The organism is Streptomyces sp. NPDC002787, from assembly GCF_053592095.1.
The window spans coordinates 218976-242228 of the sequence record NZ_JBSFVC010000013.1; the positions used below are offsets into that span (position 1 = coordinate 218976).

17 protein-coding genes and 6 pseudogenes are annotated in these 23253 nt (G+C 68.0%); 10 read left to right on the forward strand and 13 right to left on the reverse strand.

Annotation, left to right across the window (positions count from 1 at the left end):
• Positions 1 to 282: 282 nt before the first annotated feature.
• From ACWD26_RS20100 to ACWD26_RS20120, 5 genes and pseudogenes are all read left to right on the forward strand, one after another.
• On the forward strand, positions 283 to 1026 hold the full coding sequence (locus ACWD26_RS20100; RefSeq protein WP_451271807.1) for an NADPH-dependent F420 reductase: 744 nt from the start codon (positions 283 to 285) through the stop codon (positions 1024 to 1026).
• Positions 1027 to 1285: 259 nt separating this feature from the next.
• Positions 1286 to 2230 (forward strand): NmrA/HSCARG family protein, encoded by a 945-nt coding sequence (locus ACWD26_RS20105; RefSeq protein WP_451271809.1) that lies wholly within the window; start codon positions 1286 to 1288, stop codon positions 2228 to 2230.
• 298 nt (positions 2231 to 2528) lie between these two features.
• Positions 2529 to 2837 (forward strand): annotated as a pseudogene (locus tag ACWD26_RS20110) (NADPH-dependent F420 reductase); the annotation flags it as partial.
• Positions 2838 to 2947: 110 nt separating this feature from the next.
• A pseudogene (locus ACWD26_RS20115) lies at positions 2948 to 3316 on the forward strand (zinc-binding dehydrogenase); the annotation flags it as partial.
• A 505-nt stretch (positions 3317 to 3821) separates the two neighbouring features.
• On the forward strand, positions 3822 to 7016 hold the full coding sequence (locus ACWD26_RS20120) for a glycosyl hydrolase family 95 catalytic domain-containing protein (protein WP_451271811.1): 3195 nt from the start codon (positions 3822 to 3824) through the stop codon (positions 7014 to 7016).
• A gap of 416 nt (positions 7017 to 7432) precedes the next feature.
• On the opposite strand, the gene ACWD26_RS20125 is transcribed toward ACWD26_RS20120, so the two are convergent.
• From ACWD26_RS20125 to ACWD26_RS20145, 5 genes and pseudogenes are all read right to left on the reverse strand, one after another.
• Positions 7433 to 8182, reverse strand: coding sequence for a dienelactone hydrolase family protein (locus ACWD26_RS20125; protein ID WP_375803630.1), 750 nt, complete (start codon positions 8180 to 8182; stop codon positions 7433 to 7435).
• A gap of 284 nt (positions 8183 to 8466) precedes the next feature.
• Positions 8467 to 9380: pseudogene (locus tag ACWD26_RS20130) on the reverse strand (SDR family NAD(P)-dependent oxidoreductase).
• 119 nt (positions 9381 to 9499) lie between these two features.
• Entirely contained in the window at positions 9500 to 10726 is a 1227-nt protein-coding gene (locus tag ACWD26_RS20135) for a cytochrome P450 (RefSeq protein WP_451271813.1), read from the reverse strand.
• Between the two features lie 41 nt (positions 10727 to 10767).
• The gene (locus ACWD26_RS20140) at positions 10768 to 12258 is read right to left on the reverse strand and encodes an FAD-dependent oxidoreductase (protein WP_451271815.1); all 1491 of its coding nucleotides are present in this window, start codon (positions 12256 to 12258) and stop codon (positions 10768 to 10770) included.
• Complete coding sequence (locus tag ACWD26_RS20145; protein ID WP_451271816.1) at positions 12255 to 12881, reverse strand: TetR/AcrR family transcriptional regulator C-terminal ligand-binding domain-containing protein; 627 nt, start codon at positions 12879 to 12881, stop codon at positions 12255 to 12257. Before ACWD26_RS20145 ends, ACWD26_RS20140 begins: the two co-directional genes overlap by 4 nt.
• A 264-nt stretch (positions 12882 to 13145) precedes the next feature.
• Here ACWD26_RS20145 and ACWD26_RS20150 point away from each other — a divergent pair, with 264 nt between their 5' ends.
• On the forward strand, positions 13146 to 13727 hold the full coding sequence (locus ACWD26_RS20150; protein ID WP_451271818.1) for a TetR/AcrR family transcriptional regulator: 582 nt from the start codon (positions 13146 to 13148) through the stop codon (positions 13725 to 13727).
• A 23-nt stretch (positions 13728 to 13750) separates the two neighbouring features.
• Here the strand turns inward: ACWD26_RS20150 and ACWD26_RS20155 are convergent.
• Positions 13751 to 13957 (reverse strand): annotated as a pseudogene (locus ACWD26_RS20155) (hypothetical protein); the annotation flags it as partial.
• 28 nt (positions 13958 to 13985) lie between these two features.
• Between ACWD26_RS20155 and ACWD26_RS20160 the strand changes: the two are divergent.
• Positions 13986 to 14132, forward strand: a complete 147-nt coding sequence (locus ACWD26_RS20160) for a hypothetical protein (RefSeq protein ID WP_451271820.1) — start codon at positions 13986 to 13988, stop codon at positions 14130 to 14132.
• A gap of 293 nt (positions 14133 to 14425) precedes the next feature.
• Positions 14426 to 16480 (forward strand): alpha-L-fucosidase, encoded by a 2055-nt coding sequence (locus tag ACWD26_RS20165; RefSeq protein ID WP_451271822.1) that lies wholly within the window; start codon positions 14426 to 14428, stop codon positions 16478 to 16480.
• Between the two features lie 566 nt (positions 16481 to 17046).
• On the opposite strand, the gene ACWD26_RS20170 is transcribed toward ACWD26_RS20165, so the two are convergent.
• Together ACWD26_RS20170 and lgt are read right to left on the reverse strand one after the other, a co-directional pair.
• Entirely contained in the window at positions 17047 to 17469 is a 423-nt protein-coding gene (locus tag ACWD26_RS20170; RefSeq protein WP_451271824.1) for a DUF6069 family protein, read from the reverse strand.
• Between the two features lie 31 nt (positions 17470 to 17500).
• On the reverse strand, positions 17501 to 18367 hold the full coding sequence (gene lgt / locus ACWD26_RS20175) for a prolipoprotein diacylglyceryl transferase (RefSeq protein WP_451271826.1): 867 nt from the start codon (positions 18365 to 18367) through the stop codon (positions 17501 to 17503).
• Positions 18368 to 18545: 178 nt separating this feature from the next.
• Between lgt and ACWD26_RS20180 the strand changes: the two genes are divergently transcribed.
• Both ACWD26_RS20180 and ACWD26_RS20185 read left to right on the forward strand, forming a co-directional pair.
• Positions 18546 to 19769 (forward strand): sensor histidine kinase, encoded by a 1224-nt coding sequence (locus ACWD26_RS20180; protein WP_451271828.1) that lies wholly within the window; start codon positions 18546 to 18548, stop codon positions 19767 to 19769.
• Positions 19766 to 20413, forward strand: a complete 648-nt coding sequence (locus tag ACWD26_RS20185; RefSeq protein ID WP_451271830.1) for a response regulator — start codon at positions 19766 to 19768, stop codon at positions 20411 to 20413. The genes ACWD26_RS20180 and ACWD26_RS20185 overlap by 4 nt, the downstream gene beginning before the upstream one ends.
• 176 nt (positions 20414 to 20589) lie before the next feature.
• Here the strand turns inward: ACWD26_RS20185 and ACWD26_RS20190 are convergent, their stop codons facing one another.
• The 5 genes and pseudogenes from ACWD26_RS20190 to ACWD26_RS20210 form a co-directional block, all read right to left on the reverse strand.
• Positions 20590 to 20955: a thioredoxin family protein gene (locus tag ACWD26_RS20190; protein ID WP_451271831.1), complete on the reverse strand. Its 366-nt coding sequence runs from the start codon at positions 20953 to 20955 to the stop codon at positions 20590 to 20592.
• Positions 20956 to 20971: 16 nt separating this feature from the next.
• Positions 20972 to 21121 (reverse strand): annotated as a pseudogene (locus tag ACWD26_RS20195) (thioredoxin-disulfide reductase); the annotation flags it as partial.
• 62 nt (positions 21122 to 21183) lie between these two features.
• Complete coding sequence (locus tag ACWD26_RS20200; protein ID WP_451271833.1) at positions 21184 to 21672, reverse strand: tyrosine-type recombinase/integrase; 489 nt, start codon at positions 21670 to 21672, stop codon at positions 21184 to 21186.
• Complete coding sequence (locus tag ACWD26_RS20205) at positions 21657 to 22142, reverse strand: helix-turn-helix domain-containing protein (RefSeq protein WP_451271899.1); 486 nt, start codon at positions 22140 to 22142, stop codon at positions 21657 to 21659. Before ACWD26_RS20205 ends, ACWD26_RS20200 begins: the two co-directional genes overlap by 16 nt.
• Positions 22143 to 22310: 168 nt before the next feature.
• A pseudogene (locus ACWD26_RS20210) lies at positions 22311 to 23105 on the reverse strand (ISAzo13 family transposase); the annotation flags it as partial.
• Positions 23106 to 23253: the final 148 nt, after the last annotated feature.

The following is a 23253-nucleotide window of genomic DNA, read 5'->3' on the forward strand; positions in this document are numbered from 1 at the left end:
GGGCAACATGAGGGGCTCCTCGACTTGTATGGTCGGGAGTGCATGTCGCCAGTCGCCGGACCAGCGTCCTCCCGCGCAGGTCCTGCCGGCGACGACGTCTCGCGACCGGCCCAGCCGTGGCCGGGAAAGAGTCGAAGGACCGCCGGCGTTTCTGTGGCCCAGCGGATGGCGGCCTCCTCGAATCTGCCCCTGCGTGATCGAGCCTGGCCCACTCGCACCCTTCGAAGCTCTGCCCCAGCGACCTACTACCCAGCTCTGTTGACTTACCAGGAGACATGACCCATGACGAAGACTCTCGGAATCATCGGCGCCGGCGCGATCGGCAGCATTCTGGCCCGCCACGCCGTCGACGCCGGCCTGAATGTGGTCCTGAGCAACTCCCGGGACCCGGAGACCCTCAGCGACCTCGTCAGCGAACTCGGCTCCCGCGCCCGCGCGGCTACCCCGGCCGAGGCCGCCCAGGCCGGCGACCTGGTCGTGGCCACCATTCCGCTGGTCGCCTATGACAAGCTGCCTGCCGCCGCCCTGGCGGGCAAGACCGTGATCGATACGATGAACTACTACCCCGACCGCGACGGCCAGATCAGCGAACTGGACTCCGGCGAGTTGACCTCCAGCGCCCTGGTGCAGCGCCACCTGGCCGACTCCCATGTGGTCAAGGCGTTCAACAACATTTCCTTCCGCTGCCTGCTCACCCTTGCCCGTCCCTCTGGGGCGCCCGATCGCAGTGCGCTGCCCATCGCCGGTGACGAGCCGAGCGCCAAGGCCGAGGTAACCGAACTGCTGGACACCCTCGGCTTCGACACGGTGGACATTGGCACTCTGACCGAGAGCTGGCGCAGCGAACCCAACACCCCGGTCTACGTGTACCCGTACTTCCCGGGTCTGCCGCCGTTCGGAACGGGTCAGGAAGAGGTCATGCGCTGGGTCCGCGAGACTTCCGGAGCCCCGGTGCCCGCACACAAGGTGAAGGAACTGACCGTCGGCGCAGTCCGGGGCCCGGTAGGCGGCCGTTTCTCCTACTAGAGGTGGTCTGCTCCGGCCGGACGCGAATGGTCCGTGACTGGTCCAGAAGCACCGGTCAGGAACGGGACAGCCGGCCGCCGTCCGGGAGTTGGACGAGCCAATCATGCGCCGTGGCCGGAACGTCTCCTCGCGCTGGCCGCAGGGGTGCAGGTCGGCCGGCGCGTGCGGGGATTCCCATAACCAGCGCGGGCACCCCAACTCTCCTTGTCCCGCCCTCGAAAAGGCTGGGCTCATCACCTCAGAAGCCAAGGAATGTCCTTTGTCTGAGAACAAGGTCATTGCGGTCGTCGGCGCGACGGGCGCGCAGGGCGGCAGCCTCGTCGAGGCCATCCTGGAGCACCCCGGGAGCGGCCTGACGGTCCGCGCCCTGACCCGCAACCCCGACTCGGAGAAGGCGAAAGCCCTCGCCTCGCGTGGCATTGAGGTGGTTCGCGGCGACGCCGACGACCCGGGCAGTCTGGAGTCGGCATTCACGGGCGCTCACGGCGCGTTCCTGGTGACCAACTTCAACGAGCACGGCGATGCCGCCCGCGAGACCGCGCAGGCCAAGGCCATGGCAGACGCCGTCAAGAAGGCCGGCGTGCGGCACGCGGTCTGGTCGACTCTGGAGGACACCCGCGGGCTGATCGCCGACGACGACCCGCGCTTCGTCAAGCTCGAGGGCGGCCGTTACCTCTTGAACTCCGACTCCAAGGGCGAGGCGGACGGCTACTTTCGCGAGCTGGGCGTGCCCACCACGTTCATGCGCACCTGCTTCTTCTGGGAGAACCTGTTCGGCCCGATGTTCCTGCGCCGTGGTGACGACGGTGCGCTGCTGCTGACCATCGCCATCGGTGATGCCCTGCTGCCCGGCGTGTCGGTGAAGAACATCGGCCGGTTCGCCTTCGGCGTCTTCACCCACCCGGAGTTCATCGGCCGCACCGTCGGTGTCGCCAACGTGCACCTCACCGGTGCGGACATGGCTGACACCCTCGCCCGTCTCCTGGGCGAGGAGGTCCGCTACGAGCCGTACACGCTGGACGCGCTGCGCGCCCTCGACATGCCCATGGCCGACAACTTCGCCAACCTGATGCAGTTCAAGCAGGCCTTCAACGCAGAGTACGTCGGCGCCCGCGACCTGGATGTGGTACGTGTCCTCAACCCGGAGGTCGAGACGTTCGAGCAGTGGGTGAGTGAGCACAAGGACCAGCTCAAGGCCCGCTGACAGGGCCGCCAGGAATGCCGCCCGCCCGGGTCCCGCTCTGCACCGGCGGGGACCGGGGTGGGTTCGGCACAGACTCTTGCAGGGTGGCGCCATGACCTTGAGGCGTTGATGTCTACTCCGGCGGGGTGCCTTCTGCCGGTACTGCAGGCCCTGCCTGCGAGGACGTCTTCGCGCCCGGCCCGGTCATGGGGGCCGCGTCTGCGCCACGTGCCCGGACGGGCGCCCACCCTGACCTCTCGAAGTACCGCCCAGGCAACTCAGCACCCCTCTCTGCAGACTAACCAGGAGACGTGATCCCGTGACGAAAACCCTTGGAATCATCGGCGCCGGCATGATCGGCAGCACGTTGGCCCGCCTCGCCGTCGACGCCGGCCTGAACGTCGTCCTGAGCAACTCCCGGGACCCGGAGACCCTCAGCGACCTCGTCAGCGAACTCGGTTCCCGCTCCCGCGCGGCTACCCCGGCCGAGGCCGCCCTGGCCGGCGACCTGGTCGTGGCCACCATTCCGCTGGTCGCCTATGAGAAGCTGCCTGTCGCCGCACTGGCGGGCAAGACCGTGATCGATACGATGAACTATTACCCCGAGCGCGACGGCCACATCGCGGAGTCGAAGGAGTCCCGGTGCTCGCACACCGGGTGAAGGAACTGACCGACGGCGCCGTCCGGGGTCCCGCGGGCGGCAAGTTCTCCTAGACGTGCCGTGAGCTCGGAGCCGACCAGGTCCTCGACTACGACTCGATCAAGCCCGGCGCCCTGACAGGGGAGTTCGACGCGCTCGTAGACTGCCACGGAGGCTCCGCGCGTCAGTACCACCGGATGGTGCGCAAGGGCGGCCGCGCCGTCACCATGACCATGAAGGGCCTGCCGTTCGCCCTGCTCTCCGTGCTGCTCCCCGGCCCTCGGATGCGTTTCATGTCGGAAAAGATGCGGCGCGACGACATGGAGGCCCTGGTCGGATATGTGGACCGCGGCGAACTGCGCCCGGTGGTCGAGCAGGTCTACCCGCTGAGCGCAGTCCAGGACGCCCACCGCGCGGTCGAGACCGGCCACGCCCGAGGCAAGCGCGTAGTCGACCCAACTCAGTAGGTCGGCCCTGCTCACCTCGTCAAAGAGTCGTTCTTTGAAGGGCGGGGTCCCTGAAACGCCGACGCCGTCGGTCGCGGGCGCTGTCCCGGCGGTGGTCCGGTACACCGCAGCCACCGAGGGTTCGCACACCCAGATCTCCTCGGCAGTGCCGCGCCGGGGCGGGGCACTCCGGCCCCGGCCATGACCGTCAACGACCGGGAATCTGGAGGGAGTCGCGAGCTCGCCTGACGTTCATTGGCGCGGCCAGTCAAGGTGGCTTACATCCGATGTATTGGGGAGCTCCTCGCTGACTTCTAATGTTTCCGGGTTAGGTCGCCGCGCGGGCAGTTCTTTCCTCATCACGCCATAGTGGCCTGCCGAGTTGCCTTACCTATTTCGCGTGAGTTGGTGCTGCAGCCCTCTAGACATCCGATCTATGCCGCAGCAAAGATGACGTGCCTCTCGGAGGACTCGAAGAGGTTGCACTTCCCCTCGTGTCGAACATCCATGGCTGGGAGATCTTGCCGTGACCCATGCATCTCACCCGCAGCGACGAAGCGTCCTGAGACTCGGGGGCGCCCTCGCCCTCGCACCCCTGATCACTCAGCTGGCCGGCGGCACCCCTGCGGGGCCGGCCTTCGCCGCCACTTCCGCCGCGTCGGCGGCCGTCCGGTGGCCGACCCTGTCGCGCAAGGCGCTGAAGTACTCGGTCCCCGCCCTGGACTGGCAGTCCCAGGCTCTGCCGATCGGCAACGGCCGTCTCGGCGCCATGCTGTTCGCCGACCCCGATCAGGAGCGCATCCAGTTCAACGAGCAGAGTCTGTGGGGCGGGGTCAACAACTACGACAACGCGCTCGCGGGCAAGCCCGACAGCGCGTTCGACACCAGCATGACCGGCTTCGGCTCGTACCGGAACTTCGGCGACGTCGTCGTCACCTTCGCCGACCGTGCGAAGGTCACGGCTCCCGGGGGGCCGTACCGCACGTCCTCGTCGGAGGGCGTGGAGAAGTCGTACGACGGGAACGCGAGCACCAAGTGGTGCATCGAGGGGCCCGGTTCGAGGGTGCGGTGGCAGGTCGAACTCCCCGAGCCCGTCGAGGTCCCTTCCTACCGTCTGACGAGTGCGAACGATGTGCCGCAGCGCGACCCGCAGGAGTGGACGCTGTCCGGTTCCGCTGACGGATCCGCCTGGACCACGCTGGACAGCCGCACTTTGGCGGCGCCCTTCGAGAGCCGTTTCCAGACGAAGGAGTTCACCTGCGCCACCAGCGGGTCGTACCGCTTCTACCGGTTCGACTTCGTTCCCAAGGCAGGGGTCAGCCACTTCCAGGTGGCCGAGATCGGTCTGACCAGTATCGACCTCGGCGGCGCCGCGCTGTACCTGTCGTCGCCGAGCGGGCACTCCGAGGGATCGGGGGCCGGGGCCGGGGCCATGGACATCTCGTGTTCGGTGGACCGCGATCCGGCCACCGTCTGGCGGGTCGACGACGCCGCCCCCACGGTCATCTGGCAGGCCGACCTGCCCCGCGCGGTCGCCGTCACCTCGTACACGCTGACGGCGGCCCCGGACCGTCCGCAGGACGACCCCCGGCGCTGGACGCTGGAGGCGTCGCAGGACGGGCGGGCGTGGGTGACCCTCGACACGCAGAACCCCGGTGCGTCCTTCGCCGACCGCGGTGAGACCCGGGCGTTCCGGATCACCAACAGCACCGCCTACCGCACCTACCGGCTCACGTTCACCCCCGGCGGGTCGACCACCGGCTTCCAGATCGCCGAAGTCGCCCTGGAAGGCAGGGGGTTCGATACACGCACGCAGCGCGCGTTCGTCGACTATCAGCGCGCCCTGGACTTCGTAGACGGTGTCCATGTCACCCGGTTCGGCGCGCCGGGGCGGCGCGTCCTGCGGGAGGCCTTCGCCAGCCGGTCGGCGGACGTCATGGTCTTCCGGTACAGGTCGGAAAGGGACCAGGGACTTTCCGGGGCGATCTCTCTGACGTCCGCGCAGCAAGGCGCCCCGACGACCGTCGACGCCGCCGCCCGGCGGATCGCCTTCGGCGGAGTCATGGGCAACGGCCTCAAGCACGCGTGCACCGTCCAGGTCGTGGACACCGACGGCGACCTCCGCGCCGACGGGTCGATGCTCCGGTTCAGCGGCTGCACAAGCCTGACCCTGCTGCTCGACGCCCGCACCGACTACAAGCTGGACGCCGCCGCCGGATGGCGCGGAGCTGATCCCGAACCGGTCATCACCAGGACACTCGACAGAGCATCCGCCCGGTCCTACAGGGAGCTGCGCGAGGAGCACACCGCCGCGACACGTGCTCTCATGAACCGCGTCTTTGTCGACTGGGGCACCTCCGACGACGCCGTCATCGCCCTGCCCAGCAACGCCCGGCTCGCACGTTACGCGGCGGGCGGCGAGGATCCGACCCTCGAACAGACAATGTTCGACTACGGCCGCTACCTGCTGATCAGTTCCTCGCGCCCGAACGGCCTGCCCGCCAACCTCCAGGGCCTGTGGAACGACAGCAACTCACCGGCCTGGGCCTCCGACTACCACACCAACATCAACATCCAGATGAACTACTGGGGAGCCGAGACGACGAACCTGCCGGAGTCCCACGAAGCACTCATCGAGTTCATCAGGCAGGTGGCGGTGCCCAGCCGCGTGGCGACCCGCAACGCCTTCGGAAAGGACACACGCGGCTGGACCGCCCGCACCAGCCAGAGCATCTTCGGCGGCAACGCGTGGGAGTGGAACACCGTCGCGAGCGCCTGGTACGCACAACACCTGTACGAACACTGGGCGTTCACCCAGGACATGAAGTACCTCCGTACCGTCGCCTACCCGATGATCAAGGAGATCTGCGAGTTCTGGGAGGACCACCTCAAGGAGCGCGAGGACGGACTCCTCGTCGCACCGAACGGCTGGTCCCCCGAACACGGGCCGCGCGAGGACGGCGTCATGTACGACCAGCAGATCATCTGGGACCTGTTCCAGAACTACCTCGACTGCGAGGCCGCGCTCGAAGCCGATCCCGCCTACCGGGCCAAGGTCGCGGACATGCAGGCCCGCCTCGCACCGAACAAGATCGGCAAGTGGGGGCAGCTGCAGGAATGGCAGGAGGACATCGACAGCCCCACCGACATACACCGCCACACCTCACACCTCTTCGCGGTCTACCCGGGCCGCCAGATCACCCCGAAGACACCCGACTTCGCGGCCGCCGCCCTCGTCTCCCTCAAGGCCCGGTGCGGCGAGAAGGAAAGCGTTCCGTTCACGGCCGCGACAGTGTCCGGAGACAGCCGCCGCTCATGGACCTGGCCCTGGCGGGCGGCCCTCTTCGCCCGCCTCGGTGACGGGCAACGCGCCCAGATCATGCTGCGCGGGCTGCTGACCTACAACACGCTGCCCAACCTGTTCTGCAACCACCCGCCCTTCCAGATGGACGGCAACTTCGGCATCACGGGCGCCGTCGCGGAGATGCTCCTGCAGAGCCACGACGACGTCATCCACCTGCTGCCCGCCCTGCCCGACCCCTGGAAAGCCAGGGGTTCCTTCACCGGACTGCGCGCCCGCGGCGGCTACGAGGTCAGCTGCGAATGGCGGGACGGGAAAGTCACGTCCTACAAGATCGTGGCCGACCGGGCACGGAACCAGGGGAACATCACCGTACGGGTGAACGGCGCCGACAGGAAGGTGAAGCCGACCAAGTCCTGACGGCGGCAAAGCGGAGACGGCGGCCGCGGGGCCGTGACGGCGAACACCGATCCGTTCTCGTCCCGCGCCGCCGCTGCCGTCGGCACGGCCGGTTTCGCGACCGCGTCCTGACGACCGGTACAAGACACGTCGCGTCCGGCAATCGTGCTCGTTGCCGGCAAGGTCGGAATCAGCCAACAGGATGCCGTGAAGCAACCGCCACAGAGCGGCCGGGTCGGACGAATCTGACGTTCGTCGGGTTGACCGAACGAGACGCCGACCGGGTTCCTGCGCGGCGTCACGCGGTGTGTGGTTGCCGAGAGCCGTCGTTGCCGACCTCGGCCACGGCGAACGAGCCATGGTCCGCCACCGACTGATGGCCTCTGGGGCCGATCTCGCTGATGAACTGCGAGGCTTTGGGGCATCTTGAGATGGTTTCAGGCCTTGGTCGTGTGCTTGAGGTGGGTGTCGAAGAAGGCCTCAATGCGTAGCCATGCGTCAACAGAGGCTTCTGGGACAGGTCCGAACCCGGCGACGCGGTACAGCGGGTGCAGCAGGCGCGGGCCGAATTGTTCGTCGTTGAGGAAGGCGTGGCCTGCCTGTGGGTACTCCTTCACGTCGTGTACGACGCCGAGCCTGTCGAGGGCGGAGTCGAGCTTCGCCGCCGCGCCCTTGAGCGGTCGATCGCGGCCCCCGTAGCTGGCGACGATGGGGCAGGCGTCGGCCAGGGCCTGGTCCATGTCCTTGGGGAGCTGGCCGTAGTTGGCGGACGCGGCGTCGAAGATGCCGCTGCCTGCCCCCATGAGGGCGAAGGACCCGCCCATGCAGAAACCGATGATCCCGACCGCGCCGGTGCAGTCGGGGTCATCGACGAGGTAGGTTCTCGCGGCGGCGATGTCCTGGTAGGCGCGGCCGTGGCCGGACAGCGCGGCCCGCATGGTGGGTATCAGGCAGCGGCGTGCGCCTCCGTCCGTGTACAGGTCGGGCATCAGGGTCAGATATCCGGCGCTTGCGAGCCGCCGCGCCTGTCGGAGCATCTCGTCATTGGCACCCATGACCTCGTGCGCGACCACGACACCGGGCCATGGGCCAGGTCCGTCCGGCCGGACGAGATGCCCGGTCAGCCGCTTGGAACCGCCGGCCGGGGCGCTGAGGTGGGTCAGGGTGACGGAAACGGGATCTGGCATGGCATCCTCCGGACGACGATATGGGGTGGTGTGGTGTGGGTGTGGCAGATGGGTCTCGTGGCAAGGGAAGGAACTGTGCCGAGTCATGGTGGATCCACTCCCAGGCGCACCACAGCCCTGTGAAGAGTCCAGGACTGGGGTTCATACCTGGGCGGTGGTGACACAGTCGTACATGTGCGATTGCGCAAGATCGGCCATCTGCTTGTTGCTCTCTCTCCGGGCAACCGTGAAGGGCGCTGGTCCCCATTGCGCAGATGCGAGGCGCCGGTCGCCCCACGGCTGGATCAGGGGATGAGTCCGGCCTCCTCGATCAGAGAACCGGGGACGTGGTAGCCGTCCTGGTCGCGGATGCGGGCGATGTGCCTTCGCACGTCGTCCGCGGTGGCGAGAGGCTCGTCGGCGGCGACGTGCCAGCCCTCGGTGACCCCGATGAAGGCGCGGGCGTAGCGGCCGCGGGCGATGGAGAAGACCTCGTGGGTGTACGGGTTCTCCTCGCTGGCCAAGTAGGCGACCATCGCGGTGACCATCTCGGGCTCCGTGTGCGCCGGAGTGGTGGGTAGTGTCGCCATCATGTCCGGGTTCATGTCCGCGCCCATCCGGCTCTGGGCCATCGGCAGAACGGTGTTGACCAGGATGCCGTGAGAGGCGCCCTCGAGGGCCACCACGTTGGCCAGGCCCAGGACGGCTCCTTTGGCGGCGCCGTAGTTGGCCTGCTCGGGGTTGCCGAACACGCCGGAGGCGGAGGAGGTGAACACGATCCGGCCGTAGCCCTTGTCGCGCATCACGGCGAGGCGGGCTGGGTGACATAGAAGGCACCCTTGACGTGTACGGCGAGCAACGCCTCGATCAAATCGGGGGTGAGCTCGGTGAAGGGGGCGTTGCGGATGTTGCCCGCGTTGTTGATCAGGATGTCCACGATGCCGTAGGCGTCGAGCGCGGTCTGCACGATGGCCTTGCCGCCCTCGGGGGTGGCGACCGAGTCGTAGTTCGCGACGGCTTGGCCCCCCGCGTCGATGATTTCCTTGACGACATGGTCGGCCATGGCGGTGCCACCGCCGGTGCCCGCGATCGTGCCGCCGAGGTCGTTGACGACGACCTTGGCGCCGCGCGCGGCGAGGTCGAGGGCGTGGGTGCGACCCAGACCGCCGCCGGCGCCGGTCACGATGGCGACCCTGCCCTCGAACGAGATTCCGTCCACTGTCAGATCACTTCCTTACTGTCGTCTGTTGCGGGCAGACAGCCGCGGTCGCTCTGCGCCGATGACGTCGGACGAGGCGCAGCACCAGGCCTCACTCACGTGTGCCGCCTGGGGTTGGGTCAGGCCGGGCGGACGCCGTCCACGGTGATCCGCAGGGCCGACGGGCCACGCAGGTCGGCCATCGGGCGGTAGGGCGGCGGGTCCTGCGACAAGCGAGGGTTGACCAGACGTCGGGTCAGCTCGCGGACCGCGATCTGGCCTTCCATGCGGCCGAGTCCGGCCCCGAAGCAGAAGTGGATGCCGGCGCCGAAGCTGAGGTGGCCGGTGTCGGGACGAGTGATGTCGAAGGTGTCCGGGTCGGGGAAGCGGCGCGGATCCCGGTTGGCCGCGGCGAGGGCGAGGATGACCGTGGAACCCTCGGCGATGGTGCGGTCGCCGATGACGATGTCGTCGACCGCGACACGCGGCCGCAGATGCACGGAGGGCTCCAGGCGCAAGGTCTCCTCGATGGCACCGGCGGCGAGGGAGGGGTCGGCCTGGAGCCGGGCCAACTGCTCGGGGTGACGCAGCAGCAGGAGCATGCTGCTGCTTATGAGGTTGACGGTGGTCTCGTGGCCGCCGATGAAGAGCATGATGGCGGTGCTGAGCAGTTCCGGCAGGCTCATCGGGCTGCCCGGGCCGTCGTCGTGGATCATGCGCGACAAGATGTCCTGCCCCGGCTTCTTGCGAAGCCGCTCGATGTGGGCGAGGAAATACTCGGCCAGTTCCTGCTGGGCATGGTTCCTGGCCGCGGCGGCCTCAGGGTCGCGCGGGTCGACCAAGAACTCCGGGCTGCCGGCCCCCTCCTCAGCGAGAGGGGCCAGTGTGAAGGCGTCTTCGGGCGGGACACCCAGGAGGTGGCAGGCCACGCGGACGGGGATCGGGTGGGAGAACTCCGAAACCAGGTCGAACTCGCCGCGCCCGGTCAGGTGGTCGATGTGGTCGCGGATCAGCTCTTCCACCATCGGCCGTAGGCTCTCGACGAAGCCCGGACGTGCGGGCGGGCCGAAGTGGCGCTGGGCCAGGCCGCGCAGCTGGTCGTGGGTGGGGTTGTCCCGCACGAGGAACGACGGAGCAGTACCGGGAGCCGGAGCGTCCACGCCAACCCGGCTGTCCGGGGTGGCGTTGCCGCGGTCGGCGGAGATGCGTGGGTCCCGGAGCAGCGCACTGACCTCGTCGTATCCGCTGACGACGCAGGTTCCGTCGTCCTGGACGGAGACCGCCTCTTTGCGTAGTTCGGTGTAGAGAGGCCAGGGGTGAGGGCGGCTGTCAGGGTGAAGAACCTGCTTGTACAGGGTGGACGCCATGGGGGTGCCACTCGCTTTCATGTGAGGGGGGAACGGGGGGATCAGCGGCCGACCGGCCGAAGGGCGCGTGCGGTGTTCTCGTCGCAGGCGACGAACTCGGCCGGGAAAGGCGCACCTTGGCGGACGAGGGATTCGTAGTAGTGCAGGTAACGCCCGTTGTCGAAGGTGACCGCGGCGACCGTGCGGTCTTCGCGTCCGTACAGCACGCTGAAGGAGCCCTGGCCGAGGGTGCCCTGGACCACCGCGATGCGGTCGGCGATGCCGGGGTGGCCGACGCCTTTGATGTTCACGCCGAACTGGCTGGACCAGAAGGCCGGCAGACCGGTATGGGGGATCGCAGCCTGGCCGAGCGGGCGCGTGATGTTGTGGGCGACCGTGCGGGCCTGGGTCACCGCGTTGCCCCAGTGCTCCACCGACAGCCGCTGGTCCGGGAGTAGGGGATGCGGTGCGGCGGCGACATCGCCGGCGACGTACACGTCGGGCAGGGGCTGCCCGTCGTGGCCGAGTGCGTGGCACTGGTCGTCGCAGTGCACCCCGCGGCTGTCCGTCCGTACGGCGGAGCCATTCAGCCATTCGACGTTGCGCTGGGCGCCGAGCGCGACGACGGCCAGGTCCGCGTCGACGGTGTCGCCGTCTGACAGCACGATCTGCCGCAGCGCTCCGGTCCCGTCCGCCACGAAGCGCTCGACGGTGGTCCACATCCGCACGTCCACGCCCTTGTTCCGGGCCAGGTCCGCCACCACGCCACCGATCACGCTTCCCAGCGCTCCCTGCAACGGCGTGGCCTGTGCCTCGACGAGTGTGACGTCGAGGCCGAGTTCGCGGCAGCCGGAGGCCAGTTCGCCCCCGAGGAAGCCGGCGCCGATGACGGCGACGCGACGCGGCGGACGCGCCAGGCGCCGCTGAAGTTCCTCGGCGTCGTCGCGGGTGCGGACGGTGAGGACACCGTCGATGTCGTTGGCGGCGCCACCGGGGAAGGGACGGGCCCGGGTACCGGTGGCGATGACCAGGGTGTCGTAGCCGACCGTGCCGCCGTCCGCCAGCCGGACCAGGCGGTGGTCCGTATCCAGGCCCGTCGCCGGGACACCCAACCGGAAGCGTGCGTCCAATGGCCGCGTGACCGGCAGTTCGAGGCGATCGGGCGGCAGCTTCTCGCTCACGCACGCCTTGGTCAGCGGAGGGCGGTCGTACGGACGATGGGGCTCATCACCGATGATGGTCAGCTGTCCGGAGAAGCCGGACTCGCGCAGGGCCTCGGCAGTCTTCAGCCCGGCGAGGGAGGCGCCGACGATGACAACGTGGCGGCCGTTCTCCCCGCTGGTCGTGGCGGGTTCGTCCGCGTTGCCCGTACCGACGGTGATGGCGCGCACGGGGCAGGCCAGTGCGGCGCGGTGTACCGCGTCCCGCATCTCGTCGGGTGGGTTCGGTACGTAGGTCAGAGCCTCAAGGCCATGCAGGGTGAAGGCGTCGGGGGCGGCGAACACGCACTGTCCGTAGCCCTCGCAGCGGTTCAGGTCGACACTTACTTTCACTGGGCATCCCCGCTCGGCCGGGACGTGAGCACCGGAAGCAGAACCCGGTCCACCAAGGACTCCACGAAGGCGGCATCGACCTGGCCGTCGGCGACCAGGACCTGGTGCAGGATCGCGGCCCGCGCGAGGTCCGCCAGCAGGACGGGATCCGCGTCATCCCCGACCTCGCCGCGTTCCCTGGCCCAGCCCAGGACGGTCTCCGCCAGACGGGCGTGGTGCAGGCGGACCAGTTCCTTGGTCATGCCTCCGACACTGCCGTCGTCGGAGGCGGCGACCAGGAGGCCGGAGAGGTACTTGGGTGAAGGCTGCACCTGCGCGCCGCCGGTCGGCACCAAGTTGTGCAGCAGATCGCCGCGTAACGATCCGGTGGCGGTCAAGTCAGCGGTCTGGTCGACGGCCCGGCACGCGGCCCGGCGCAGCGCCGCGGCCATCAGTTCGTCCTTGTTCGCCCAACGGCGGTACATCGTTTTCGTGCTGGCCTTGGCCCGCTCGCACACAGCGGTCAGGGTCAGCCGCTCGTAGCCGACCTCGGCCAGCAGGTCCAGCGCGGCGTCCAGCAGCGCGGCCTCGCGGTGGATGTCCATCGGGCGGCCTGCTGATTTGGCTGGGGTCGGCGTGGTCATGGACGGCTCCAGAACATCAGGAAACGCCATGGGTTCCTTTTCTAATTGCCCAGACGTAAGGCGGACAGAAAGTTGATCTTGTGGCATGAGCGTCTCTCTGGGAGTGGTGACTGTGACGACTGTCGAGGCGGATGTGCGCCTGCTGCCCAGTGGCTCAGGGTGTCCAGGCAGGGTGGGGGAGCCCCACCCCGCTATAATCGGAAAGCGCGTTCCAGTTAACGGTACGGGACGGCGGTCCCGGATGTCGAGTCGGAAGGTACCTCGATGCGTTCTGACGTCCAGCGCAATCGCAAGCGCGTCCTGGAGGCGGCGATGGAGACGTTTGCCGCCGAGGGCCTGTCGGTGCCTGTGGCCGAAATCGCCCGGCGGGCAGGGGTCGGCACCGGTACCGTCAGTCGCCATTTCCCGACGAAGGAATCCCTGCACGAGGCGATCGTGCTTCACCTGGTCGGTGGCATCGTCGACAAGGCCCGGGACCTCTCCGCACAGAATGATCCGGGCAGCGCGTTCTTCCAGTTCCTGGCCCACATGGTCGAGCAAGCGGCGGTGAACCGCGGTCTTGCCGAGGCGATGAGCGGCGCCGGTTTCGATGTCGAGGCGGTCGCCTTCCGTCCCGAGCACAGCCTTGAAGCTGTGGAGAGCGAACTGCTGACGAGAGCTCAGCAGGCGGGTGTGGTACGGCGGGACATCACTCGCGCCGATGTGAAAGCGCTCCTGGTCGGCTGTCTGGCCCGAGAACGTCAGGGCTGCGACCCGGAAGCCCGGCAGCGCGTGATCGACGTGGTGTGCACCGGCCTGCGAGCCGAACCGGGCACACCAGTCGGCGACCGGGGGCTTGTCGGCTGAGCGGGTCCTTCAGTGACTTGTTTCTACTTCTTGGACGGCACCTTCGGCACTCCCAGGAACGGCAGCCGCAGCGCACCGAAGGCCTCCGCCGGGACCGCGGTCTCGCAGGAGGAGCCGATGGGGCAGCCGCCGAGGAAGTGAGCCGTGAGGGGAGTCCCCACCAACTCGCCGACGTGCGACCCCGCGAACCCATTGATCTCGGCCGCGATGGCCGACGAGCCCTCCGAAGCCTCCCCTGTCAGGTACGCCCAGGAGCTCGTGGCGGGCATCGCTCACGCCACCCTGGAGATGCTCGATACCGCCCATCTCGCGGTCGAGAATCCACGAGCCCTGAGGGCGGTGCTCCAGGCCCGTCTGGACAGGGTCGACACCCGGGCCGCTTCAGGGGTTCCGCCGCTCGACTGAGCCGGTCAGCCTGGGCTCTGGCTCGGATCGGGAATTGTGGAACTTCAAGAGATCCGATGTGTGGCGGTCGCTGAGGCTGGAGGGTGGCCTTCCAAGAGGTGGCCGGGCCTCTAGAAATAGCCTGTCCAATGTGCTGATTTGGTTGAATCTCGTCTCAGCTATAGACGCGGCCGCCGTTGTGCTCCTATAGATCCATCCGATGTATTCCTTAGGGTGACGCGAAGCACGGCCGTCATGTCGGCGTTCCGCTCCTGACGCCCTGTCATCCCCCTCTTGACACATGGAGCCGCACCATGTCCTCTGCCTCCCTCAGCAGACGCTCTCTGATGAAGGCCGCCGCCCTTGCCGGAGGAGTGGCGGCCTTCGGGCTGCCTCAGGCCCTGTGGCCCTCCACCGCCGAGGCATACACCGTCCCCTCGAAGATGGACTGGTGGTACCAGGCCAGGTTCGGGATGTTCATCCACTTCGGGTCGTACTCGTACCTCGGCCAGGGCGAGTGGGCGTTCGACAGCCAGCAGTGGAGCAAGGCGGACTACCAGACCCAGGTCACCAAGAACTTCAACCCGACCCAGTTCAACGCCGCCACCATCGCCGAACTGGCCAAGAACGCCGGCATGAAGTACCTCGTGATCACCGCCAAGCACCACGAGGGCTACGCGATGTGGAACTCCGACGTGGCGGGCTTCACCGACACCACGGGTACCAAGCAGTACAACCTGCGCGACTACAACGGCATTCAGACCGACCTGCTCATGGACCTCAAGACGGAATGCGAGAGCCGTGGCATCAAGTTCTGCCTGTACTACTCGATCCTCGACTGGAACCACCCATCCCAGACCGACCGTCACGAGAGCGGTCTCACCACGATGTCCTCGCAGGCCGCCCGCACCGCCTACATCGCCGACATGAAGGCACAGCTTCAGGAACTGCTGGACCGCTACGACCCGGCACTGCTGTGGTTCGACGGCGACTGGTTCGACGAGCCCTCCAGCCCCACCCTGCAAGACTGGTGGCTGACATCGGACGGCGAAGACCTGTACGACTGGCTGATCGCCCGCAAGCCCGACCTCATCGTCAACGAACGGGTCAAGCGGGACCACGGCCTCGGCGACTACGCGGTCGCGGAGTTCGGGATACCCAGCGCACCCATGAGCCGGCCGTGGGAGCGGTGCGCAACCATGAACGGCTCCTGGGGCTACGACGCGTCGAAGGAGAACTCCTACAGATCAGTCACGGACATCGTTCGAGAGCTCGTGACGGTCGTCTCCCGGGACGGCAACCACCTGCTGAACATCGGCCCCAAGGGCGACGGCTCGGTCACCGCAGGAACCCAAACCGTACTGAACGGCCTGGCCTCATGGATGTCGACGTACAGCGACAGCATTCACGGCACCAGCGGCAGCCCGTTCGCCACCGAACCCGCCTGGGGGAAGGTCACCAAGAAGAACGGCAAGCTCTTCGCCCACGTCTTCACCTGGCCCACGAACGGGCAGCTACGGATCCCGGCGATCGACAACACGATCAACCGCGTCTATCTGCTGAACAACCCCTCGGTCTCGCTCCCGTACACGGTCACCGACCAGATCAACATCACCGTCCCCGCCACCGCGCCGAACGCCATCGATTCCGTGGTGTGCGTCGAGGTGCAGGGCATGCCCGTGAGGGTCTCGGCGACGGTATTCCAGAACGTCAACTACGAAGGTGCCCGGGCCGTCCTGCCGCTGGGCGGCTACACCTCCTCCCAGCTGTCCGCCGCAGGCCTGGGACCTGCCATGACCTCCTCCCTCCTGGTGCCCGACGGCTACCAGGTGACGGGCTACTCCGGCGACAACTTCACCGGCACCGCCTGGACGTTCACCTCCAACACCCCCGACCTCCGGGTGACCGGCAACAACGACGTCATCGCCTCGCTGAAGGTGACGTTCAGGCCCGACAAATACTTCAGCCTGACCAATGTCACGAACCACCTGGTGCTGGACAGCGGCGGCAATGTCGCGAGCGGCTCGCCCCTGAAGCAGTGGGAGTCGATAGACAACGCCAATCTCCAGTGGCAGGCCATCGAACTCGGGAACGGCTACTACAGGCTCGTCAACCGCACCAACGGCATGGTCGCCGACGGCTGGGGCGCCACCCGCAACGGCGACCCGGCCCGGCAGAAAGCCTGGGACGGCAGCAACACCCAGCAATGGCAGATCGTCCACCGAGGCCAAGGCCAGTACTCCATCGCCAACCGCAGCACGGGACTGGTCCTCGACGGCGGCGGAATGGTCGCCTCAGGGTCCGTGACCAAGCAGTGGACGTGGCAGCAGAGCACCAACCTGCTGTGGACGATCAGGCCAGTCGGCTGACTGGATCGGTGGCTGCACAAGCGACTCAAGAACACAGCTGAGCGGTCACATCGGATGCGGCGGCGCTGAGGAGCGCCGCCGCACAGGGAGCTTGTCGGTCAGCACCCTCCACTTGCCTGCGCACGCCATACGTTGGGGTCCGCTCGGCTTCGCGCTGTCCACCGGCGGGCCGCTACGCGTCCTGGATCACGACGAGCAGCCCGCGGATCCACTTCGACAACCTCAATCTGACCGGCGAGTACGCCCCCATGAAGGCGTACAGCCAGTCCAAGCTGGCCCTGCCGTTCACCTTGGGACTCCACCGCAGGCTCATCGAAGCGGGCTCACCTGTGTGCGCCCTGGCCGCACATCCCGGCGCGGCCAAGAGCAACCTCAGCAGGCACAGCATGCAAGACTCCCGCGTCCTCATGCGTGTCGGCAGCCGGTTGGCCCAATGGTTGCTCGCGCAGGAGACCCAGGCCGGCGCGCTGCCCACCCTGTATGCCGCCGTCGAGGACCTGCCCGGCGCCAGCTACACGGAGCGCGTGAGCGCGACCAGCGGGGCCCAGGTGCCGACTGGCGCCTGGTCACCGAACCGAGCTCAGTGGCACGACCCTGTAGTACGTCGGCACTGCGATCACCGCGACCGCGATGTGCATCAGGAGCAGCGCCACCACACCGGTCACCTCGCCCCTGCCGAACAGGAAAAAGTCCGGCACGAAGGACAACACGACGACCGACGGGACGAGTCGGCGGAGCAGCCGTTCGGGATCGGGGGAGAACCTGCGGACGAGGGTCCACCCGACGGAACCTCCCAGCACTCCCAGCGCGGTCAGAAAGACGTACGACGAGGGCTCCAACGGGCCGAAGTCCTCCGGTGCACCGAGCGCGTGCGCCAGTACGGCGATCAACGCGTTCACCAGCGAGGACAGCAGGAAGGCGACGAACACACCTCCCGCCACCATGATCGGACCCCGACGGGAGGGGAGCGTCTCAGAGACACGGGACATGGCAACTCCAAACAGCTGCGAGGGACATTGGTCAGTTCTCGGGGCTACTGGGGGCATTCACTTGTTGAAAGGAACGGCCGACGTCGACGCCGTCACGCCTGCCGGCTGCGCGCCGTGTCGTAGCCACGAGGTAGTGGACGGCAACGGCGAAAACCAGCAGCGCGGTCCAGTCGTTCAGGCGCAGGCCGAGGATGTGGTGGGCCTCGTCCACCCGCAGGTACTCGATCCAGAAGCGACCTGCGCTGTACGCGGCGGCGTACAGCGCGAACGCCCGCCCCCGGTCGAGACGGAAACGGCGATCCGCCCACAGGACCAGGGCGACCACGCCGAGACACCACAACGACTCGTACAGGAACGCCGGGTGATAAGTGGCCAGGTTCGGGGTGTCCTCAGGCCGGTGCGCGGGGTCGATCTCCAGGGCCCAGGGGAGGGGGGTGGCCCGCCCGTAGAGCTCCTGGTTGAACCAGTTGCCCCAGCGGCCGATGGCCTGCCCCAGTGCGATGCCGGGAGCGACGGCGTCGGCGAACGCGGACAGCGGAACGCCGCTACGGCGGCAGCCGATCCAGGCTCCGACGGCACCGCCGGCGATGGCGCCCCAGATACCGATACCGCCGTCCCAGATGAACAGGGCCTTCGCCGGATCACCGCCCTTGCCGAAGTACGGCTCGCTGGAGGTGATCACGTGGTAGAGGCGGGCGCCGACCACGCCGAAGGGAACCGCCCACAGAGCGACGTCCGTCACAACGGTCTTCTCTCCGCCGCGTGCGGCCCATCGACGGCCACCCAGCCACACGGCGGCTGCGATGCCGAGGATCAGCATGAGTGAGTAACCGCGCAGCGGCAGCGGCCCCAGCTGCACCTCACCGACGGACGGGCTGGGAATGAAGGCCAGGGTCACGGGTAGTTCCTCACAAGGGGTGGTGGAAGAGCAGGCCGTCGGCTGCGGGGCCGATCGTCGCCGCCTGCGCCCCTCCCGCACATCGACCGATCGACGCGTCCTTCGTCCACCGATCGGTGGACCCGCCCCGCTGGTCGGCTGATTCTGCCGCTACGCGGCTGCACCTACTCTGTAGGCCATGGCACTGCAACAGGCGTGGGACCGGCAGCGGTGGAAGACCATGGGGCAGCACGCCTTCTTCGTCACCGTGCTCGCCCTGTCCGTGCCGGGTGCGCTGGCCGGGGCGAACATGACGACCGGCGCCGCACTGTCGCGGATCGGCCCGGCAGTGGGGCTCGCCCTTTGGTACGCGTACTGGATCGCGCTGCGTGGTGGCGCCGACCGCCCGCCGCTGCCTTACCTCGTCGGGGCCTTGTCCGGGTGGGCGGTCATGACCGTAGTGGACCCCGCGTTCCTCCCGGTCGCGATGGCGGTGCTGAGCCCGTACTTGCTGCGGTGGGCCTGGTGGTCGGCCGGCGGGGTGCTGGTGCTGGGCGCCGCCTGGTCGTGGCAGAGCCTGACCACGGACGGCTCCGTCGACGTGCGGGCGCTCACGGGGTGCGTACTTGGTACCGCCGTGGCGGTCACGATCACCTGTTACGTCGCGACCCTCGATCACGAGAGTCACAAGCGGCAGCGGCTCCTCGACGAGCTCACCGCCACCCAGGCCGAACGCGCGGCAGCGGAACGCCAGGCGGGCACCCTTGCCGAACGCCAGCGCCTGGCCCGCGAGGTCCACGACACGCTCACCCAGGGGTTCGCCTCCATCGCCATGCTTCTGGACGCCGCACGCGACGACCTGCCACCCGACTCCCCTGCGGCCCGCCGCGTCGAGCAGGCCATGCGCACGGCCCGGGACAACCTCGCAGAGAGCCGCCGCCTCGTGCACGCTCTTCGCCCGGCGCCACTGGACCGCACGCACCTGGCAGAGGCGGTCCGTGAACTCACCGCCCGGCTCGCGGAGGAGACCGGCACCGAGGCCTACACGGTTGTGACCGGCCGCCCGGCCGCCCTGCCTCCCAGTACCCAGGGCGAGTTGCTGCGGGTCGTGCAGGAGGCACTGACCAACGCCCGGCGGCACGCCCGCGCGATGAGTGTCTCGGTCACGCTGTCGTACCTCGGCGACGTCCTGGCGATCGACATCCAGGACGACGGCACCGGGTTCGCACCGGTTGCCCGGCATACGGGCGTTGGCCTGATCACCATGCGGGAGCGCATTGCCGCTTTGCACGGCACGTTCGCGGTCGAAAGCTCCCCCGGCGAGGGTACGACCGTCGCCGTCACGGTGCCACTCCCGGTCGAGCCTTCCGCCTCCGACCCCTCAGCCGTGTCGGGCACCAAGCGGATGGCCCCGGCGTCATGAGGACGTCGGCCGGTCCCACGACCCGAGTCCTCCTCGCCGACGACCACCCCGTGGTCCGTGACGGGCTTGCCGCCATGCTCTCCACCCAGCCCGATCTCACGGTCGTCGGCGAAGCCGCCACCGGCGCCGAGGCACTGCGCCAGACCGCCTCACTCGCACCCGACGTCGTGCTGATGGACCTGCAGATGCCCGGCATGGACGGCACGACCGCGACCGCCGCCATCCGTGCCGCCCACCCCGAGGTGCGGGTACTCGTCCTGACCACCTACGACACGGACGCCGACATCACTGCCGCCGTCGACGCCGGCGCAGTCGGCTACCTGCTCAAGGACACCGGACGACACGAGCTCTGCGAGGCGGTTCGTACCGCGGCTCGGGGAGGCGCGGCACTGTCGCCCACAGTGGCCGCCAAGGTCCTCGCCCATATGCGCGGCGACCGGGGCGCCGGCTTGTCCGGCAGGGAGCTCGAAGTCCTGTCCGCCGTGGCCCGGGGGCAGAGCAACAAACAGATCGCCCGCGCCCTGCGCCTGTCGGAGGCCACTGTCAAGACCCATCTGCTGCACATCTACGCCAAGCTCGACGTCCGCGACCGGACCGCCGCCGTCACCGCCGCACTGGGCAGGGGAATCATCCGCATGGACTGAAGGCCTTGCTGAAGGCACAGGGGCATGGGGCAGTCCGGTGGGAGAGAGGCCGAGGAGGTCGCGGCGTCGCGCCGCCCGGGAACACGAAGCACCCCACAATCGTGGGCTCGGCAGCCGGGCTGGCGAGACCGAGCAGAACGCCGGAGACCAGCGGCCGTATGGTGACGATACTGTCTTCACCGACTGGTGACGCAATTACCCCAGTTGACTTCCTGCGCCTCGGTATCCCACCAACACTCAGGACAAGCACGGCGATGAACCGCTCGTCGTCGCCGGTCTGTTGGACACAGGAGTTGCACCGGTCCAGGAGCGTCCCGTTGAGCCAGGATGGTGGCGTACGGCCAGGGCAGGGCCGGGTTCTTGGCGATGTTGAGCTTGACGATGTTGATCTTGTCGCCGTGCTCGGCGGCGATCGCCTCCAGCGAGGGGGCGAGCTGTCGGCAGGGGCCGCACCAGGCAGCCCAGAAGTCCACCAGGACCGGCTTTTCGCTGGCGAGGACGTCCTGCTCGAAGGAGTCGTCGGTGACGTTCTTGAGAGCCATGATGTGTCTCCGGGCGTCAGACGGCGGCTACGGCCGGTTCGCCCGCGGTGTCGATGTCGCTCAGGGCGGCGAGATAGCGCTCGGCGTCCAGGGCAGCCGCACAGCCAGAGCCGGCCGCGGTGATGGCCTGGCGGTACCGGTCGTCGGATCGACCGCCCTGCTTGTACCACCGGAAACGGAGCCGCTGAGCCATCGCCCGGACAGCGCTTAGGCGAGCCGACCTTCCCGTCAGTCTGCGGCTTCAGGACACGTCGGACGCCCGAGCAACAACGGTTGCCCATTCCGCAGTGCGCCCGCCGGTGTGTTGATGTGTGAGAACGCGGTCCCGAACACGGTGACCGTGACCTCCTCCGCAGCGAGGGGTGGGTGGGCGTAGGTATCCCAGGTCTCAGAGAATTTGGCATGCCGGGAGAGTGCTTGCACGGTCTTCGGGTCGTGCTTGCCGGAGCCGCCGAGCGTGGTGGTGTAGAAGTGCTTGAGGTCGTGGAAGCGGGTGCGTTCCGGAAGCCCGGCTTGCTTCACTGCCCCTCGCCACTTCTGATGGAAATCGGTGTGCAGGACAGGGCGGCCGTAGCGGTTCGTGACAATCAGCCCCTCGTCCGGCGGCTCGACGTAGCCGCGTGCCCGGCGCCGGCGCTCGGCGCTTGGCGAGATGGGCTCCGGCTCGGAGAAGCGTGACGTGTGCTGTGTCAGCCGCTCGATCAGGAAGTGATCCACCGGCAAGGTCGTCCGCGGCTACTTCGGCGGCCCGCACGTTCGCTACATCCTCGAATAGAACCCTTTGAGTTCGGATCAATAAGGGCTTGCCGGGAATCAACACGTTGGTTTGATCTTGGTTTTGTCGGGGTCGAGGAACCTGGCGAGGTCTTCCCGCGTGCGGAAACGGGCAGTTGAGCTGGGAGATGAACACCATGGGCTTCCAGGAGCGGGCGGGCGTCTTTCACTGCGCGGCTGATGGTCATGGCAGTGGTGTTGAAGAGCTGGCCCAGGAGGTCCGTGGTCGCAAGTTTCCGCAGGTGGAGCAGGGTGACCAGGACCCGGTCGGCTGAGGTGAGCTTGGCTTTGGCACCTGCGCCAGGGGCTACCAGGCGCTCGTGGCCTCGACGTGTGCGGAGCACTTGCTCACGTTGAACCTCCATCGCTGGAGTCAACGAGTCGATGAGCTCGCTGAGCTGCCAGCGGGTCATCCCGGTCAGTTCCGGATCCTGGAGCGAACGCCGCGTGAGGCGAGTCGGTCTGTCAGCCAGGGCCTCGTCCGGTCTGCTGCCGGCAGTCGCCGCGTCCGTCGGACGCTGGGGGTGGAGGGTGTAGTTCCAGTCGCCGTGGAAGCGATGGCGCGTGATGGGCAGGGCGGCGATCTCGTCGTCGGTGACGCGGATACCGGTGGGGTACTCACCGCTGTCGAGTTCGGCATTGACGATAAGGCCGGTGCGGCTGGTGGTCGCGGCGATGGTCTGGAACATGACTTCATGGCTGGTCAGGGGTCTGCCGCGCCAGTTCATGGTGATGTGGGAGAACAGCCGGTGCTCGATCTTGTTCCACTTCGAGGTGCCGGGCGGCAGGTGACGCACCGTGATCTCAAGGCCGGTCTCAACAGCGAGGTCGGCGAGCCGGGTCTTCCAGCCGCGGGTGCGGTAGCCGTTGGAGCCCCCGCCGTCGGCGGTGATCAGCAGCCTGCGGGCGCAGGGGTAGTCGTGCCGGCCGCGGGCCTGCCACCAGCGTCGGATCAAGGCGACGGCGAACGCCGCGCTGTCGTGATCGGTGCCGATGCTGACCCAGCGCCGGTGTTCGCCGCCATGTCATAGATTCCGTATGGAATCGCCTTCTCGGCCTGGCACGGGCTGCCCTGCGGGCCGCCATTCGTGCCCGGCGTTCTTGTACTCGCCGATCAGCTCCTTCTTCTTGCTGTCCACGCTGATCACCGGGTCACCGGCGTCCCTGTGGTCTGGTGCCTGCTCATTGAGGTAGCGGAACTGGGCGTCCCTGTCGGGGTGCTGAGCACCCTCGATGGTCTTGGCGTTGGCCTGCAGACTGAAGCCTTCCTCCCGCAGCAGGCCGGCGACCGTGTCGGCGGAGACCCGGTGGCCCTGCCGGGTCAGCTCCGCTGCCAGCTTCCGGGTCGACTTCGTCGTCCACCGCAGCGGCGACATCGGATCACCTCGCTCGTCGGGCTCGACCAGCGCAAGTAGCGCGGGCCGCAGCCCCGGATCAAGGTCCACAGCCTTCTTCCGGCCCCCACCAGGACGACGGACCCGCCCAACAGGGCCTGACCGGACTCCAGTTCAGCCGCTCCGCGCG